The sequence below is a fragment of the Streptomyces shenzhenensis genome, assembly GCF_003688995.1.
In the GTDB taxonomy this organism is placed as follows: domain Bacteria; phylum Actinomycetota; class Actinomycetes; order Streptomycetales; family Streptomycetaceae; genus Streptomyces; species Streptomyces shenzhenensis_A.
On sequence record NZ_PENI01000017.1, the window covers coordinates 152,696 to 167,728 of the forward strand.

The following is a 15,033-nucleotide window of genomic DNA, read 5'->3' on the forward strand; positions in this document are numbered from 1 at the left end:
GCACGCGGCAAGAGAGGGCGCCGCTTTCCACCCGGGCCCCACGACGGGCCAGACAGCCCAAGAACCGCCCCCACACCGACGTACCCAAGCGGAGCGGGTCGCGCCGGGGCGCATGGCGAAGGTCGACGCCCGTCCTCGCGCCGAAACCGCGCCCCCTCACCGACGGGCCGCCGTGGTCTGCGCTCCGCCTGGGTGCGCGGCGGGACAAGGCGACGTCGGTCACTCGGAACCCAGTAGGCGCGGTTAGTGGTGGCGTTGGGAGCGCCAGAGGATGTACGCGGCTGAGGTCAGGGCCGCGGCTCGGACCGCCCAGGGCCAGGTTTCGGTCAGGGCGTCGCTCATGTGGCCCTGGGCGATGGGGTCGCCCCAGCGGCCCTCGCTCCGGCCCCACAGCCAGACCAGGCCGCCCGTGAGCGCCAGTCCGGGCAGGCCCATGACGGCCCACTTGCTCTCCGCCGCGGTGAGGCGACGGGAGCCGTAGGCGATGAGCCAGCCGACGATCAGTGCGAACCAGTTGCCGAGCACCGCCCCGGCGACCAGGGCCGCGGCGGCGAGCAGGAGCAGCGGGTTGGTCCAGCCCGCGGCGGGGCGGGGCAGCGGCAGCCGGCGGCGCGGGGGCGGATCGGCGGGCCCGAGGGGCGGTCCGGGTTCCGCCTCGCCCTTGGCGGGCTCCCCCTTGGCCGGCTCCCCCTTCGCGGCCGTTTTCTCCTCGGCCTCGGATTCCTTCGGTGGTGGCTTGAGGAGTTCGGGGATCTCCACGCCCCCGACGAACCCCGGCACGCTGTCCCCGACCCCGAACGGGCTGTCGTCCACCCGCCACCAGTCGGGCTGCAGAGCGCTGTCGCCGAGTTCGTCCTCCCCGGCGAGGTGGGGCGGCGACGGTGCGTCGGACCGCGCGGGCGCCTCCGGCTCGGCCGGCCGCGGGCGGGGCACGCCCCGGCGGAGCCCCGGGCCCTTCTGCCCCAGCAGCCCGTTGGGCCCCAGCAACCGCTTGGGACCCAGCAGTCCCTTCGGCTCGGGCTCGCGCGGTGCGGGCTGCGCGGGCACGGCGGCGGGCGGCGGCTGCGGCCCCCCGCTCCCCCCGCCCGCCGCCGTGACGACCTCGTCCGGTGTGCCCAGCCCGTCGAGGATGCGGCGTACGGCGGCGGGACTGTCCACGGCGGCCCTGGCCCGGTGCCGGTCGATCTCGTTGCGCAGCCCGGACACCAGGCGCATGCGGTCGGCCGACGGCAACTGGCGCTGCTGCGCGATGTCGCCGACGCGGCTCAGATACTCGTAGACGACCTGGTCGCTCTCGATACCCACGAAGTCCCCTCCGGGGCCGGTGCGTTCGATACCCCGTCGGGACGACGGTAGCGCAGGCCACGGCTCGGTCCTGCTCGCACTGCCTGACCATCGCCGAGGTATGCGCAGCGTTCCGTTCTCCCGGCGGTCGCCGCTCCCCCGGCACGGAGGAGCCCCGGACCGGGGGGCACTTCCTCCCGGTGCCGACCCCGCACCCGCTACCGTGGGTCGGATGAGCAACCCGGCACCACCGCCGCGTTCCCTCGCGGAGGCGCTCCGCGCCAGGGACGACGCCTCCCTGGCCGTGCTGCTGCGCAGCCGACCCGACCTCATCACCCCGGTGCCCACCGACCTCACCCAGCTCGCCACCCGTGCGGGCACCCGGGCCTCGGTGCTGCGCGCCCTGGAGCGCCTCGACCTCTTCGCCCTGCAGACGGCCCAGGCCCTGGCCGTGGCCGCGGACCCGGCGTCCTACGACGAGTTGCGCGGCCTGCTGGCGGGCGACGCCGGCGACCGGGCCGTCGTGGCCGCGCTGCCGGACGCCCTCGCCACCCTGCGCGAGCAGGCCCTGGTGTGGGGCGGCGACGACCGGCTGCGGCTGGTCCGCACGGCCCGCGAGGTGCTCGCCCCGACGCCGCAGCATCCGTCTCCGACCGGCCTCGGCCCGACCGTGCAGGAGACCACCGCGGGCATGTCGCCGGGCCGGATCCAGGAGATCGTCACGGCCGCGGGCCTGCCCTCGACCCATGACCCGGTCTCCGCCGCGGCGGCGCTCTCCGCCCTGTTCACCGACCGCGGGCGGATGGCCGCGCTGCTCGCCGGGGCCCCGGCGGAGTCCCGTGAGGTGCTGACCCGGCTCGTCTGGGGGCCGCCGTACGGCCAGGTCACCCCGGAGCCGGCCGCCCATCTGCGCTGGCTGCTCGACCGCGGTCTGCTGCTGCCGACGGCGCCCGGCACGGTCGTGCTCCCGCGCGAGGTCGCCCTGCATCTGCGCGAGGGCCGCGCCCACCGTGCGCCCGAGGCGGTGCCGCCGCCGGTCGGGACGGCGGCGACGCATCCCGCGCAGATCGTGGACGCGACGGCGGCCGGGCAGGCGTACACCGCGCTGGCGGCCGTGGAGGAGCTGCTGAAGGAATGGGACGAGGGCGGTCCGACGGTGCTGCGGGCCGGCGGGCTCAGCGTCCGGGACCTGAAGCGGACGGCGGTCGCCCTCGACGTGTCCGAACCGGTCGCCGCGTTCTGGGTCGAACTGGCCTACGCGGCGGGCCTGCTGGCCTCCGACGGTGAGGCGGACGAGCGGTACGCGGCGACCCCGGCGTACGACACGTGGCTGGAGCTGCCTCCGGCCGAGCGGTGGGCGCGGCTCGCGGAGGCGTGGCTGACGGCGACCCGGACGGCGGGGCTCGTCGGCGGGCGGGACACCAAGGACCGTACGTTGGCGGCGCTGGGGCCGGGACTCGACCGCTCCGTGGCGCCCGAGGTGCGGCACCGGGTGCTGGGGCTGCTGGCCGCGCTGCCGGAGGGCGCCGCGCCCGACCTCGGTTCCCTGCTGGCCCGGCTGCGCTGGGAGCGTCCGCTGCGCGGCCCGGTGGCCACCCCGGTGGCCACCCCGGTGGCCACCCCGGTGGGCGGCCCGGCGCGCGAGGGCGGCCGGCCGCGGGGCGGCGACGAGGACCTGCGCTCCCGGATCGCGCGCTGGACGCCGACGGAGGCGGAGCTGCTGGGCATCACCGGCCGCGGCGCCCTGTCGGCCCACGGCCGCGCGCTGCTCGGCGCCTCCGCCCCCGCGGCCTCCGCCGCGTCCGCGCCCGCGCCGGGCGGCGGTCGCCGGACCGGCGGCGGCCCGGCCGACGGGCCGGGGGACAAGCTGCCCGCGCACCACCGCCGGCGTCCGCCCGCGCCCCGTGCGCCCCTCTCGCCGGGCGAGCTGGTGGCGGCCTCCGCCGCCGCTGCCGGGCTGCTCGCGCCGCTGCTGCCCGAGCCGCTGGACCACGTCCTGCTCCAGGCGGACCTGACGGCGGTGGCACCGGGGCCGCTGGAGCGGTCGCTGGCCGAGACGCTGGGCGTGCTCGCGGACGTCGAGTCGAAGGGCGGCGCGACGGTCTACCGCTTCACGCCCGCCTCCGTGCGGCGCGCCCTTGACGCCGGCCGGACCGCCGCCGACCTGCACGCCTTCCTCACCGCGCACTCCCGCACCCCGGTCCCGCAACCGTTGGCGTACCTGATCGACGACGTGGCCCGCAAGCACGGCCGGCTGCGGGTGGGCGCGGCGTCCGCGTACGTGCGCTGCGACGACGACACGCTGCTGAACGAGATCCTCGCCGACCGGCGGTCGGCCGCCCTGCGGCTGCGCCGGCTGGCGCCGACCGTGCTCGCGGCGCAGGCCGACCCGGCGGCGCTCCTGGAGGGCCTGCGCGCGATGGGCTACGCGCCCGCCGCCGAGTCCGCCGAGGGTGATGTGCTGATCGCCCGCGCCCACGCCCACCGCACCCCGCCCCGCGCGGCCCCCGAGCCGGTCCCGGACGGCCCGCCCGCCCCCGACGCGACCCTGCTGTCCGCGGCGATCCGTGCGATCCGCGCCGGTGACCTGGCCGCCACGACCCCGCGCAAGCCCGCGGGCGTCCCCGCCCCGGCCGGCGACCTGCCGCGCACCAGTTCCGCCGAGACCCTGGCCACCATGCAGGCCGCCGTCCTGACGGGCGAGACCCTGTGGATCGGGTATGTGAACCCCGAGGGCGCCGCCAGCCAGCGCGTCATCGCGCCCATCCGGGTCGAGGGCGGCTTCGTGACGGCGTACGACCACACGGCGGACGAGGTGCGGACCTATCCGCTGCACCGGGTCACGGGGGTCGCGGAGCTGGCGGACGACTGAACCGGGACCCGTCGTGATCACCGGGCGGTAGGGCACACTGGACGTTTGGCTCGGCGGAAAGTTCCGTTGCCGCTACCGCACTTCGCCACCGCAGTCATGGACGAGGCGGAATCCAGTGGTGTGCCGTTTGATCCAAGACCGGAAGGCCCCTGGGCCAGCAGCGCGACGGCGCCCCGAGACTGCAGGCGCCATCGCCGAGGCCGCCCGGCTGCACGCGGCGCGGACCCCCAAGGTCGCTGTCGAGCGCCACCCTCCGACCGGCAACTTCGCTGCGCCGACGCCCCTAGTGTCAGCCGACGACCAGCTTGGCTCTGGAACGGTCAGGAGGACAGAGCCGCGTCGAGGTAGTCCTGCACCGGCTCGAACAGCCCGTACGGCACGAACTGCGGGATCTCGGAATGCGCGACCCAGGACAGTTCAGCCAGTTCCTCCGTGTCCGCGACATGAGCCGTGCCGCTCAGCACCTCGCAGGCCGTGTACGACATCTGCCGCCCCGTCTTCGGATGGACCCGCTCGCCGAGCAGCTTCACGGCGGTCACGGTCAGGCCGGTTTCCTCCTGGGTTTCCCGTACGGCGGCGTCCTCGCGGGATTCACCGGGTTCGACTTCCCCGGCGGGGAACTGCCAGGAGAGCTGACCTTCGCTGACGCGGCGGCGCACCATCAGAACGCGGCCCTCGTGAACGACAATGGCGGCGGCGATGCCCGGCCGCACGTTCCTGTGGTGTTCGGTCACGTCTGCTCCTCCAGGACGGCCAGGACGGCTGGAAAGATCGTGTGGACGGGAATGAACCGGGACACCGCGTTCATTGGGACCCACATCACATCGATGTTCTCGGCCGCGTCGCTATTGGTCGCTTCACCGGCGAGGTATTCGCACAGGAAGTACTCGCACAGCACTCCGGTCAGGGGGTGTAGCCGGTCGCCCAGGCGTTGCCGTACCGCGCAGTGCACACCGGTCTCGGCCAGGGTCTCTCTGATCGTTATGGTCTGCGCTTTGTCCCCCGGCTTGATGACGCCTGCCGGAAACTGCCACGTGATTCCGGCGGCGTCACCGTCACGCCGACACACGAGCAGGACATCACTGTCACGGACGACCACCGCGATGGCAACCCGTAGGACCTGTGGGCCGACGGGGGACGGCTCCGCAGAAATCCGTTCCTTTGCCAGCAACAGGGCGAAGCGCTGTCGTGCCCCCGTCGGGGCCTGCTCATAGGCCGTGTCCAGGAGTTGCTGTATCTCTCTGCGCGGCACGACCGAGGCGTCCGCATGCCAGGCGGCCACTGTCCGCACGGCAACGCCCAGGTGAGCGGCGAACTGTTCGTTCCCGAGCCGAAGGGCGGACTGGAGCAGACAGGCGTAACGGCCGCTCCATCGCTCGACCACGTCCACAAGTCCGCCCCCTTCACCGTCATTCGGATGCATGAACACACCCGCCGAAACTGCATCCTCGCTGCACTGCTGCTTCATGGCCGAGCGACAGAAAACCCGGAAGGATCAAAATCGTCAGCAACGGCGTACGTCCGACCCATTCAAGATCCAGCCCGGGGCGACGTGTGTCATGCGAAACACCAGGCAAGCCAGGAGAAATTCTAGAGGCATACCACCTTCGGATAGTGGGCGTAGGAAAGTTGACCGAATCAGACCTCTCGAGAACCTGACATCACCTTCACGGCGCACTCGGTCACCAGTGTGTTACCCGCACGTACGTACCACTTGGGTAACGCCGGTAACCTCTGCGCGAGAAGACTGATGGGTCGTCATGTGTGTTTTATGACAAGGTGAAAGGGAGTCAATGGTCGAGAACCAGGCACAGTCCGCGGAGCGCACGCTCGTTCTGCTCAAGCCTGACGCGCTGGCCCGTGGCCTGGCGGGAAGGATCATCACGCGGTTCGAAGACGCCGCGCTGAAGATCGTCGGCACCAAGATGAAATGGATGGACTCCGAATTCACCCGCCGGCACTACTTCGACCTGGAGGAGCGTCTCGGGTCAGAGGTCTACGACGTCACCGCCACGTTCATGCAGCAGGGTCCGGTGATCGCCCTGGTACTGGAGGGCTTCGACGCCATCGCGACCGTTCGCAAGATCGTGGGCAGCACCTACCCGAACCAGGCTCCGGCCGGCACCGTGCGAGGCGATTTCTCTCACTACAGCGCCGCCGCCAGCAAGGCCTCCGGCAAGGCGGTCGCGAACCTGGTGCACGCCTCCGGCAATGCGGAGGAGGCCAAACAGGAGGTGGAGCTGTGGTTCGGCAAGGACGAACTGCAGGACTACAAGACGCTCGCCGAGATGTACACGTACTGACAGCGGGGCATGGCGTCACCGCAGGGCCGCCGAGGCGTTGATCACCACTGGGCACGTCCGTCCGATCCGAGAGGACATCATGAGCAACCCGACCCGCTCCGCCTCCACCGACGAGTTGGAGGCGGTCTTCCAGCGGGAGCTGGTGACCGACCGCTGGGCGGCTGCGGAGACCGCCTTCGCCCTGGCGTCGCGCCACCGCGACCTGACCGACTGGTCCGCGTCGCGTGAGTGGGTCCAGCAGTGCCTGCGCTTGCTGGAAGGCTTCCCTGCCGAGGCGGAGGAGCAGGTCGCCACCCGCCGTACGTCGGTGGGCGGGGTCCAGCTGCCGAACTACCTACACGCGGGCGTCGTCCAGGCACGCTTCGGCGACCTCGGCTGACCCCCACGGATCCACTGGGGTGGTGCGGCAGGCAGCGTCTGACCGCATCACCCCGAGCCCCGACACCCATCACATAGCGCGACCGCCCTCACCGGACAGGCCCCCTTCAGCAGGGTCCGGGCGGCTTCGCCATGCCTGAAATGGAAGGGAGCGGCCTCATGGCCGTCGAGATCGAGATGCGCGCCCGCTTCGCGAAGGATGTCCGAGACCAGCTCGTCGCCCGTCTGCGGACCGACGGTGAGGATCTGGGCCAGGACGACAAACACATCTACTTCTACGTGCTGCCCGACCAGCTTCTGAAGGTCACCGACAACACCACCGCCGGCACCGCGAAGATCACCCTCAAGGGCAGCAAAATCGGACAGGGAGCCGCCTTCACGGAGACCGAGTTCCCCATCTCGCGCAACGACGTGCCGGCCGCCGTGAAGGTTTTCAACGCCCTCGGATTCGAGCCCACGATGCACGAGGCGGTCAACTTCCGGCACAACTTCCGCTTCGGCGGGGTCGAGATCGCGGTCAAGTGGAGCGAGGCGTGGGGTCACCACGCCGAGTTCGAGGTCCTGCTCACCGACGGAGCCTCGGACGCCGATCGCACGGAGGCGGAGGCCGCGATCACGGACGTCGCCGCGTCCCTCGGCGTCAGCCTCATGACCGAGCAGGAACTGGCCGACTTCACCGCTGCCTTCGAGACCGCCGAGCAGGCGCGCAAGGAGCGCAAGCGGGCCACACAGATCCGGTAGGGACCTCAAGCCGCGGAGACCACCAAGGGGGGTGGGCACGGATGAGCACGACCCCGTTAGCCGGAAGCCTGATCGACCTGGCTGCCCAAGGGCGGCTGCCGGTCCACCAGTACATGGACCACGCCACCGTCACGTGGATCGGTGCCAACCGGCCCGACCTCCAGCCCCCGCCCATGCCGCACCTGCGGCCCCTGCTGAGGGCACTCCTCTCGTGCGACGGGCCGCCGGCAATCTGGTGGGCTGAAACCCGCCTCCACATCTCGCTCCACGGCGTACGGCACGCCATGAGGACCGCGGCGCTGGCAGCCGTACTGGCCGAGGCGAACAACCTCGACGACACCGACGCAGCGACGGCCGTCCTCGCCGCAGCCGTCCACGACTGCCGGCGCCACGACGACAAGGACGACCCCGGTCACGGCGCCCGCGCGGCCATCTGGCTCGCCACGAACGCCGACACCGTCTGCAACCACTACGGCCTCACCGCCACCCCGCGCCGGATCGTGCAGGCGGCCACGGCCGTCCGCCTGCACGACATCCCGTACGACGCCTTCACCACCGCCGACCAGTCCGACCATGCCCAGGCCGAACGCGTCACCGACATCGTGAAGGCCGCCGACGCCCTGGACCGCTACCGCCTGCCGAAACTGAAGTGGTGGCCCGCCTCCCGCTACGTCCGCGAGCCTGCCTTCGACCAGACCCGTGCCCTCGCCTTCGACCTGGTGCTGGTCTCGGAGCGAACCGCCCTGGCCGGAGCCGACGGCGCTGCCGCCGTTCGCTATGCGCTCGCCGAGAAGAGCGTGCTCTGAGCATGGACTTCCTCGACGCTTACCACGCGTGGGCCGACGCCCACGCCTTCTACGGCACCGCCCTCGTCCCCGGTCCGACGGACCACACCGACGCCCTCGCCCAGCGGGCCAACGCCTGGGACAGGCAACTCGCCGAGGAGACGCCGAACGGACACCTGCTCCGGCACAACACCCTCTTCGAGGCGCTGAACAGCGGTGGCAAGCTCCACCTCCTCCACGTCACCCACGCCCTGGAGGAGATCAGCCGACAGGGGGTGCTCTATCCCTCCGGTGGCTGCCTCGTCGGCAGCGTCTACTGCACACCGCTCACCCCGACCGACCAGGGCCTGCGCATGCATAACCTGGGCGCCTACATCCTGACCAAGGAAGCGCCGGCGTTCCTGGCCAAGCTCGGCATCGCCGGTCGCGTCCCGACGCCGCTGATCTTCGAAATCGACATGCCTCCCCAGGCGTACCGAGGACTCGCCGGGGTGGACTACCTGCGGCTGGGCCTCATCCACCTCCAGATCTACAGTCACCTCGAATACCTGTTGAGCAAGGCCGAGCGCCACCAGCTCCGGGAGACCGTCGTCGGCCGCGTGAAGAACTCGGCCGCGTTCCTCGCCACCGCCACCGCGGTCGCCTACCAGGGCGCCAGAGTCGAGGCCGGAGCGTTCCTCCGGCTGCTCGACGACACAGTTCCCCGCCTGCCCATCCTCGGCTACCTCTACTTCGAGGCCGTCGCCGAGTACCTGATGCTCCACTCGACCTCCCCGCACACCCGCCACCTGGCCGACCTGGGCGAGCTGAACAACTGGCTCTACAAGGAGCTGCTCTTCGCCTCCCTCCCCGGCGGAGCGGGCAAGTTCGACCTCGCCAGGTTCCGCCTCGACCCCGAGCAGCTCACCACGCTCATCCACCAACTCGACCCGACGATCGACACCGGCCACGCGTGCACCTACCTGGTCGACCGGATCAGCTACCTCGTCGCCGCCCGCCTCTTCATCGGAGGCGACGCCCCCGAAGCCTGGCACCACACCCGCTGGGAGTTCGGCGTCCTCGCCACCCGGCTCGGCCCACTCCTCGGTCACCTCATTCACCGGGAGCTGCGCACCTTCGGCCGCTACCCCGACTTCTACTTCTACTACGACCAGCACAAGGCCTTACAAGCCTGGAACTACTGGAACCACATGGACATCGTCGCCCCGTTCAACGGCACGATGCCCAAGGGAGAGGCCGGTATCAATCCCGCCTACCCCGACCTCGCCTATCGCGTATGGCGCGCCGAACAGGACGACACCGGCCACCTCCGCCCGGCCGAGGAACTGTCCCTGACGATCGCCCCGCGCCTGGTGGACATCAAGTACACCCTCATGCGCAACAACCAGTGGGCCGCCCCCGCGCCCAGCCCCGCCTGACCAGCGCGCCTCCGGCTCGGCCCGCTCCCCACGCCCAGCAGCCTCATCCGCAGGAGACCGCGATGAGTTCCTCCGCCATGCCCTCCCTCGACCTCCTCAGCTCCCAGATCACCGCCGTCCTGGCCGATCCCGCGACCACCCACGGCCTCGCCCGCACCCTCCGCGCCGCCGCCAAGGAGATCGAACTCCACCGCCACCACCACGCCAGCCGCCGCGCCTGCCCCAACGGCCGCATCGACGACAAGCCCGCCAAGGTGCAGATCGGCGGCGGCGCCCACCGCATCGACGGCTTCTTCAACATCGACCTCGTCCCGCCGGCCGACCTGCTCTGGGACATCCGCCAAGGCATCCCGCTCCAGGACAGCAGCGTCACGGAGATCTTCTCCGAGCACTTCCTGGAGCACATCGACTACCCGCGCTCCGCCAAGCACTACGTCCACGAGGCCCACCGCGTCCTCGAACCCGGCGGCTGGATCATCACCGGCGTCCCCGACGCCGCCTTCGTCCTGAGCAACTATCCGAAGCCCCTGGACGCCGACGACGAGACGCTCGCGCGCTGGTACGCCAAGCGCAACTGCCTCGGCGACATCAACACCCGCCTCGACCTCGTCAATCTCGTCTTCCGCGACCAGGACGACGACCCCACGTACACCCCGCACCTGTGGGCCTACGACTACGACAAGCTCGCCCAGCTCTTCACCGAGGCCGGCTTCACCACCGTCGCTCCCTGGAGGTTCGACCCCACAATGGCCAACCAGAAGCGCCACTGGGGCAGTGTGTACGTCGTCGCCACGAAGTAGCTCATCAAGCAGCCGCGAGCCCGGGACGCGACGCCCTCCGTAGCCTGGCGTGGCTCATGCCCCGCCGACCAAAACGGCGCATTGTACTCATCAGCCACCGCAAAATAACCCCACTCTGAATCTGAATCCCTCGAATGAGACAGCTCGCTCGACCTTCATTCGACAGGGCGCATATCGCCAAAGAGAGGACCCCTTGCCGACAGGTCAGCACCGGGCAAGGCCATGGCCCGACACGTGCAGCGGAGGAGATTCAGCATGAGAGACCTAACAGCGGACCGTGACCTGCATGCCTGGCTGCACGATCAGCCACAAAGCAGACAGCGACACGCCCACGCACCCGCACGACTCCGCTGCAGCATTCCCAGCACAGCAGGCGAGCTGCCCCTCCTCGGCCCGGACGCCCTGCAGTTGATCATCAGTCACCGGCAGAAGCAGGTCGATTCCCTGCGTCAGGCCCACTCTCAGCCGGTCAACGTCCGGGCCGCATACCTTCCGGGGGCAGCGGCATGAAGACCCCGTCCATTTCCGAACGCGCCATCGCCGATGTGGAGGAGTTCGAAACGGCGATGCGCAACCTCCGCAGCGAGCCGGCAGAGGTGACCGCATGAGGACGCTGACCACGCGCGCGGGCTTCGATGCCTTCCGGGACCGCATGTGCGAACACTTCGGACAGCTGCCCGACGGGCTCGGCACGCAACACCTCCACATCGAACAGACCCCACTCGGCCCGGATGAGTACTTCACTCACCGGCTCGACAGCCATGGCCACTTCATCGTCTACGACCCGCGTCAGACCAGCGGGCTCACGGTGCGCCAATTCCTCGGCATTTACGACACCTTCACCGAGGACCCGATCCGTGAGGGTGTCCGAGACGCCTACTACGAGACGCAAGAGGCAGGTATGCGGAAAATCTGGGGGATCGTTCTCAACTGGATCGACCGCACCCAAGACCCGGACGGAGTGATGGATCAGCTGCTGGACCTGCTGCAACAAGACCGCGCGGAGACAGCGGCAACGGTCGCGTGAGCACGACCACGATAAATGCGGTGGTCGGTGGCAGGCTCCGTAGCTGAGCCCGTCATGGCCCTGGGTGTCCGGGAGCCCTCCGTATGGCCCAGTGACCCGGCAACTGCCCGCGACAACCGGGCCCCCTCCCATCCAACAGCGGGGAGGGGCCAAGCTGACCTGCGGCGCCGAATGGCAGTGTTCGGGGCCAAGGGCGGACACCAGCGTCCCGGACAGTGACCGCCGCCCTATCTGCGGAAGTGGCCGCAGCACTTGGTCATCCGTGGACGGCAGGGACGGTGCCGAGGCAGACCCAAAAGGTTCGAGATCCCTGGTGGGCAATCCGCTCTATTCTCGCTCTGCGCGATCTTCATGATCACGGCGAAATCCACCGTGGAGCGGGCCAAGCAGTCGATCTTGAAGAAGACGATCACGTCGAACTCGGCGAGACGGGAAAGGACCCGCTGGAGGCCTGGGCGGCCAGGCCCCGGGAATAGCCGGAGATGTCGCTGTCTTCTTCCACTGCGACGACGTCCCAGCCCCTGGCCTGGCACAACGCCTCGCACGCGGCCCGCTGGCGCTCCGGCGAGGTAGACTCTCCTGTTTCCCGCGAAAGGCAGACATAGATGGCCGCTCGCATCCCCGGCGCATCGGCCGAGACGCCCTTGGAACGTCGGGCACGGGGCAGCGCCCGAGCCGTAACGGGTGTGCCGTCTGTCACGGGACGATCCTACTTTCGGAGGTATGCGTGTCCTGCCTGATCGTCCAGTCCGACAAGACCCTGCTCCTGGAAGTCGACCACGAGCGGGCCGATGACTGCCGTCGGGCCATCGCGCCGTTCGCCGAGCTGGAGCGGGCGCCGGAGCACATCCACACCTACCGGGTGACCCCGCTCGGGCTGTGGAACGCGCGGGCGGCCGGGCACGACGCGGAGCAGGTCGTCGACGCGCTCGTGCAGTACAGCCGCTACCCCGTGCCGCACGCGCTGCTCGTGGACATCGCCGAGACCATGGACCGCTACGGGCGGCTGACGCTGTCCAAGCACCCGGCCCACGGTCTGGTGCTCACCAGCAGCGACCGGCCGGTCCTGGAGGAGGTGCTCAGGTCCAAGCGGATCGCGCCGCTGGTCGGGGCCCGGCTCGACCCGGACACGGTCGCCGTGCACCCCTCCGAGCGCGGCCAGATCAAGCAGGTGCTGCTGAAGCTGGGCTGGCCGGCCGAGGACCTCGCCGGGTACGTGGACGGGGAGGCGCACCCGATCGAGCTGCGCGAGGACGGCTGGGCGCTGCGGGCCTACCAGAAGCAGGCCGTGGAGAACTTCTGGCACGGCGGGAGCGGGGTCGTGGTGCTGCCCTGCGGCGCGGGCAAGACGCTGGTCGGCGCCGGGTCGATGGCGCAGGCCAAGTCCACCACCCTGATCCTGGTCACCAACACGGTCTCGGCCCGGCAGTGGAAGCACGAGCTGGTGAAGCGGACCTCGCTGACCGAGGACGAGATCGGGGAGTACAGCGGTACGAAGAAGGAGATCCGGCCGGTCACCATCGCCACGTACCAGGTGCTGACCACGAAGCGGAAGGGCGTCTACCCGCATCTGGAGCTGTTCGACTCCCGTGACTGGGGGCTCATCGTCTATGACGAGGTGCATCTGCTGCCGGCCCCCGTCTTCAAGTTCACGGCCGATCTGCAGGCGCGCCGCCGGCTCGGGCTGACCGCGACGCTGGTGCGCGAGGACGGCCGCGAGTCGGACGTGTTCTCGCTGATCGGGCCCAAGCGGTTCGACGCGCCGTGGAAGGAGATCGAGGCGCAGGGCTATATCGCGCCCGCCGACTGTGTCGAGGTGCGGGTGAACCTGACCGACTCCGAACGGCTCGCGTACGCGACCGCGGAGACGGAGGAGAAGTACCGCTTCTGCGCGACGACCGACACCAAGCGCCGGGTCACCGAGGCGCTGGTGCGCCGGTTCGCCGGGCAGCAGATCCTCGTCATCGGCCAGTACATCGACCAACTCGACGAGCTGGGCGAACACTTGGACGCGCCGGTGATCAAGGGCGAGACGTCCAACGCGCAGCGCGAGAAACTGTTCGACGCGTTCCGCGAGGGTGAGATCAGCGTGCTCGTCGTGTCCAAGGTCGCCAACTTCTCCATCGACCTGCCGGAGGCGACGGTCGCCATCCAGGTGTCGGGCACCTTCGGCTCCCGGCAGGAGGAGGCCCAGCGCCTCGGGCGGGTGCTGCGCCCCAAGGCGGACGGGCACCAGGCCCACTTCTACTCCGTGGTCGCCCGCGACACCATCGACCAGGACTTCGCCGCGCACCGCCAGCGCTTCCTGGCGGAACAGGGCTACGCCTACCGCATCATGGACGCGGACGAGATCCTGGCCGGGAGCTGAGCCGCCGCAGGGCGACGGCTCCGGTCAGCAGGGCGAGGGCGAGCAGCGGGTAGGGCGAGGCGAGGGGCTGCTGCCACCAGGCGAGGCGCAGATCCAGATCGCCCTCGTGCGGCAGCAGCCATATGGTGCGGGCGGTGAACACGGCCGCTGTCAGCGCCGCGAGACGGATCCGGCCCTCCGCGAGGAGTACGGCGATCAGCGGGACGCACCACACCCAGTGGTGGGACCAGCTGATCGGCGAGACCAGCAGGGCGGTGCCCGCCGCCAGCAGGATGCCGTGCCGTTCTCGCGTCGCCCGGGCCGCCGCCCACAGGCCCGCCACGGCCACGGCGGCGACCGGGAGCGCCCATGCGAGACCCGGTGCCGGATCGCCGGCCGCCCGTGCGATCAGGCCGGGCAGCGACTGGTTGTCGACGATCCAGACCTTGCCCACGCGGTCGGTCTCGAAGAGCCGGCCGGTCCAGAAGTCGACGCTGGCCGCCGGGAGCAGGACCGCGCCGACGGCGAGGGTCCCGGCGAAGCCTGCCGTGGCCGTCGCCGCCTCCCGTCGGCGCCCGGTCAGCAGCAGATGGACGACGAAGACGGCCGGGGTCAGTTTGATCCCGGCCGCCACGCCCAGGGCGAGCCCCTTGGCGCGGGCGCCCGCCGGGCGGGTGAGGTCCCACAGGACGAGGCAGACGAGCGCCAGGTTGATCTGGCCGAACAGGACCGTCTGGAAGACCGGTTCGAGCCACAGGGCCAGGGCGGTGGCCGCGCACACCAGCGGTGGCCGGGCCGTGCGGCCCGCGAGACGGGCCGAGAGGACGACGAGAGCGGCGAGCAGGAGCGCGTTGCCCGCGACGAAGGCCGCCTTCATGGCCGGGACGGGGATCCAGGTCGCCGGCACGAACAGGACCGCCGCGAACGGCGGGTAGGTCGCCGGGAGCCGCCACTCGGTGACGGTGAGGCCGTACAGGTCGCCGCCGTGGGCGACGGCCGCGCCCTCGGCCCGGTAGACCAGCGCGTCGGCCATCGGGGCGCGTTGCAGGACACAGAGGGCGGCGAAGGAGAGGAGGGA

The 15,033-nt window shown here is 70.7% G+C and carries 14 protein-coding genes; 9 read left to right on the forward strand and 5 right to left on the reverse strand.

What is annotated here, in order from left to right; genetic code table 11:
• Positions 1 to 243: 243 nt before the first annotated feature.
• The gene (locus tag CTZ28_RS25365; protein ID WP_121891997.1) at positions 244 to 1,305 is read right to left on the reverse strand and encodes a hypothetical protein; all 1,062 of its coding nucleotides are present in this window, start codon (positions 1,303 to 1,305) and stop codon (positions 244 to 246) included.
• A gap of 211 nt (positions 1,306 to 1,516) precedes the next feature.
• Between CTZ28_RS25365 and CTZ28_RS25370 the strand changes: the two genes are divergently transcribed.
• The gene (locus CTZ28_RS25370) at positions 1,517 to 4,156 is read left to right on the forward strand and encodes a helicase C-terminal domain-containing protein (protein WP_121891998.1); all 2,640 of its coding nucleotides are present in this window, start codon (positions 1,517 to 1,519) and stop codon (positions 4,154 to 4,156) included.
• A gap of 320 nt (positions 4,157 to 4,476) precedes the next feature.
• Here CTZ28_RS25370 and CTZ28_RS25375 read toward each other — a convergent pair whose 3' ends face one another.
• Both CTZ28_RS25375 and CTZ28_RS25380 read right to left on the reverse strand, forming a co-directional pair.
• Positions 4,477 to 4,890, reverse strand: a complete 414-nt coding sequence (locus tag CTZ28_RS25375; RefSeq protein ID WP_121891999.1) for an NUDIX hydrolase — start codon at positions 4,888 to 4,890, stop codon at positions 4,477 to 4,479.
• Positions 4,887 to 5,546: an NUDIX hydrolase gene (locus CTZ28_RS25380; protein WP_121892000.1), complete on the reverse strand. Its 660-nt coding sequence runs from the start codon at positions 5,544 to 5,546 to the stop codon at positions 4,887 to 4,889. The genes CTZ28_RS25375 and CTZ28_RS25380 overlap by 4 nt, the downstream gene beginning before the upstream one ends.
• A gap of 403 nt (positions 5,547 to 5,949) precedes the next feature.
• On the opposite strand from CTZ28_RS25380, the gene CTZ28_RS25385 reads away from it, so the two are divergent.
• From CTZ28_RS25385 to CTZ28_RS25420, 7 genes are all read left to right on the forward strand, one after another.
• Positions 5,950 to 6,459 (forward strand): nucleoside-diphosphate kinase, encoded by a 510-nt coding sequence (locus CTZ28_RS25385; protein WP_121892001.1) that lies wholly within the window; start codon positions 5,950 to 5,952, stop codon positions 6,457 to 6,459.
• A 79-nt stretch (positions 6,460 to 6,538) separates the two neighbouring features.
• Positions 6,539 to 6,838: a hypothetical protein gene (locus CTZ28_RS25390; RefSeq protein ID WP_121892002.1), complete on the forward strand. Its 300-nt coding sequence runs from the start codon at positions 6,539 to 6,541 to the stop codon at positions 6,836 to 6,838.
• 158 nt (positions 6,839 to 6,996) lie between these two features.
• Positions 6,997 to 7,578: a hypothetical protein gene (locus CTZ28_RS25395; RefSeq protein WP_121892003.1), complete on the forward strand. Its 582-nt coding sequence runs from the start codon at positions 6,997 to 6,999 to the stop codon at positions 7,576 to 7,578.
• A 41-nt stretch (positions 7,579 to 7,619) separates the two neighbouring features.
• Complete coding sequence (locus CTZ28_RS25400) at positions 7,620 to 8,384, forward strand: hypothetical protein (RefSeq protein WP_121892004.1); 765 nt, start codon at positions 7,620 to 7,622, stop codon at positions 8,382 to 8,384.
• A gap of 2 nt (positions 8,385 to 8,386) precedes the next feature.
• A complete protein-coding gene (locus CTZ28_RS25405; RefSeq protein ID WP_121892005.1) occupies positions 8,387 to 9,781 on the forward strand; it encodes a hypothetical protein in 1,395 nt (464 codons plus the stop codon).
• Positions 9,782 to 9,843: 62 nt separating this feature from the next.
• Positions 9,844 to 10,581: a class I SAM-dependent methyltransferase gene (locus CTZ28_RS25410; RefSeq protein WP_121892006.1), complete on the forward strand. Its 738-nt coding sequence runs from the start codon at positions 9,844 to 9,846 to the stop codon at positions 10,579 to 10,581.
• A 604-nt stretch (positions 10,582 to 11,185) separates the two neighbouring features.
• Complete coding sequence (locus CTZ28_RS25420; protein ID WP_121892008.1) at positions 11,186 to 11,608, forward strand: hypothetical protein; 423 nt, start codon at positions 11,186 to 11,188, stop codon at positions 11,606 to 11,608.
• A gap of 409 nt (positions 11,609 to 12,017) precedes the next feature.
• Here the strand turns inward: CTZ28_RS25420 and CTZ28_RS49640 are convergent, their stop codons facing one another.
• Entirely contained in the window at positions 12,018 to 12,227 is a 210-nt protein-coding gene (locus tag CTZ28_RS49640) for a recombinase family protein (RefSeq protein ID WP_121892009.1), read from the reverse strand.
• Between the two features lie 108 nt (positions 12,228 to 12,335).
• Here CTZ28_RS49640 and CTZ28_RS25430 point away from each other — a divergent pair, with 108 nt between their 5' ends.
• The gene (locus CTZ28_RS25430; RefSeq protein WP_121892010.1) at positions 12,336 to 13,976 is read left to right on the forward strand and encodes a DNA repair helicase XPB; all 1,641 of its coding nucleotides are present in this window, start codon (positions 12,336 to 12,338) and stop codon (positions 13,974 to 13,976) included.
• Here the strand turns inward: CTZ28_RS25430 and CTZ28_RS25435 are convergent.
• Positions 13,942 to 14,988: a glycosyltransferase 87 family protein gene (locus tag CTZ28_RS25435; protein ID WP_121892049.1), complete on the reverse strand. Its 1,047-nt coding sequence runs from the start codon at positions 14,986 to 14,988 to the stop codon at positions 13,942 to 13,944. The two genes, CTZ28_RS25430 and CTZ28_RS25435, sit on opposite strands and share 35 nt — an antisense overlap.
• Between the last annotated feature and the right edge of the window lie 45 nt (positions 14,989 to 15,033).

What these genes read in the sequence shown, in the direction of transcription:
- CTZ28_RS25370 (WP_121891998.1), top strand. Translation starts at nt 1,517, where the DNA reads ATGAGCAACCCGGCACCACCGCCGCGTTCCCTCGCGGAGGCGCTCCGC.
- CTZ28_RS25385 (WP_121892001.1), top strand. Translation starts at nt 5,950, where the DNA reads ATGGTCGAGAACCAGGCACAGTCCGCGGAGCGCACGCTCGTTCTGCTC.
- CTZ28_RS25390 (WP_121892002.1), top strand. Translation starts at nt 6,539, where the DNA reads ATGAGCAACCCGACCCGCTCCGCCTCCACCGACGAGTTGGAGGCGGTC.
- CTZ28_RS25395 (WP_121892003.1), top strand. Translation starts at nt 6,997, where the DNA reads ATGGCCGTCGAGATCGAGATGCGCGCCCGCTTCGCGAAGGATGTCCGA.
- CTZ28_RS25400 (WP_121892004.1), top strand. Translation starts at nt 7,620, where the DNA reads ATGAGCACGACCCCGTTAGCCGGAAGCCTGATCGACCTGGCTGCCCAA.
- CTZ28_RS25405 (WP_121892005.1), top strand. Translation starts at nt 8,387, where the DNA reads ATGGACTTCCTCGACGCTTACCACGCGTGGGCCGACGCCCACGCCTTC.
- CTZ28_RS25410 (WP_121892006.1), top strand. Translation starts at nt 9,844, where the DNA reads ATGAGTTCCTCCGCCATGCCCTCCCTCGACCTCCTCAGCTCCCAGATC.
- CTZ28_RS25420 (WP_121892008.1), top strand. Translation starts at nt 11,186, where the DNA reads ATGAGGACGCTGACCACGCGCGCGGGCTTCGATGCCTTCCGGGACCGC.
- CTZ28_RS49640 (WP_121892009.1), bottom strand. Translation starts at nt 12,227, where the DNA reads ATGCGAGCGGCCATCTATGTCTGCCTTTCGCGGGAAACAGGAGAGTCT.
- CTZ28_RS25435 (WP_121892049.1), bottom strand. Translation starts at nt 14,988, where the DNA reads ATGGCCGACGCGCTGGTCTACCGGGCCGAGGGCGCGGCCGTCGCCCAC.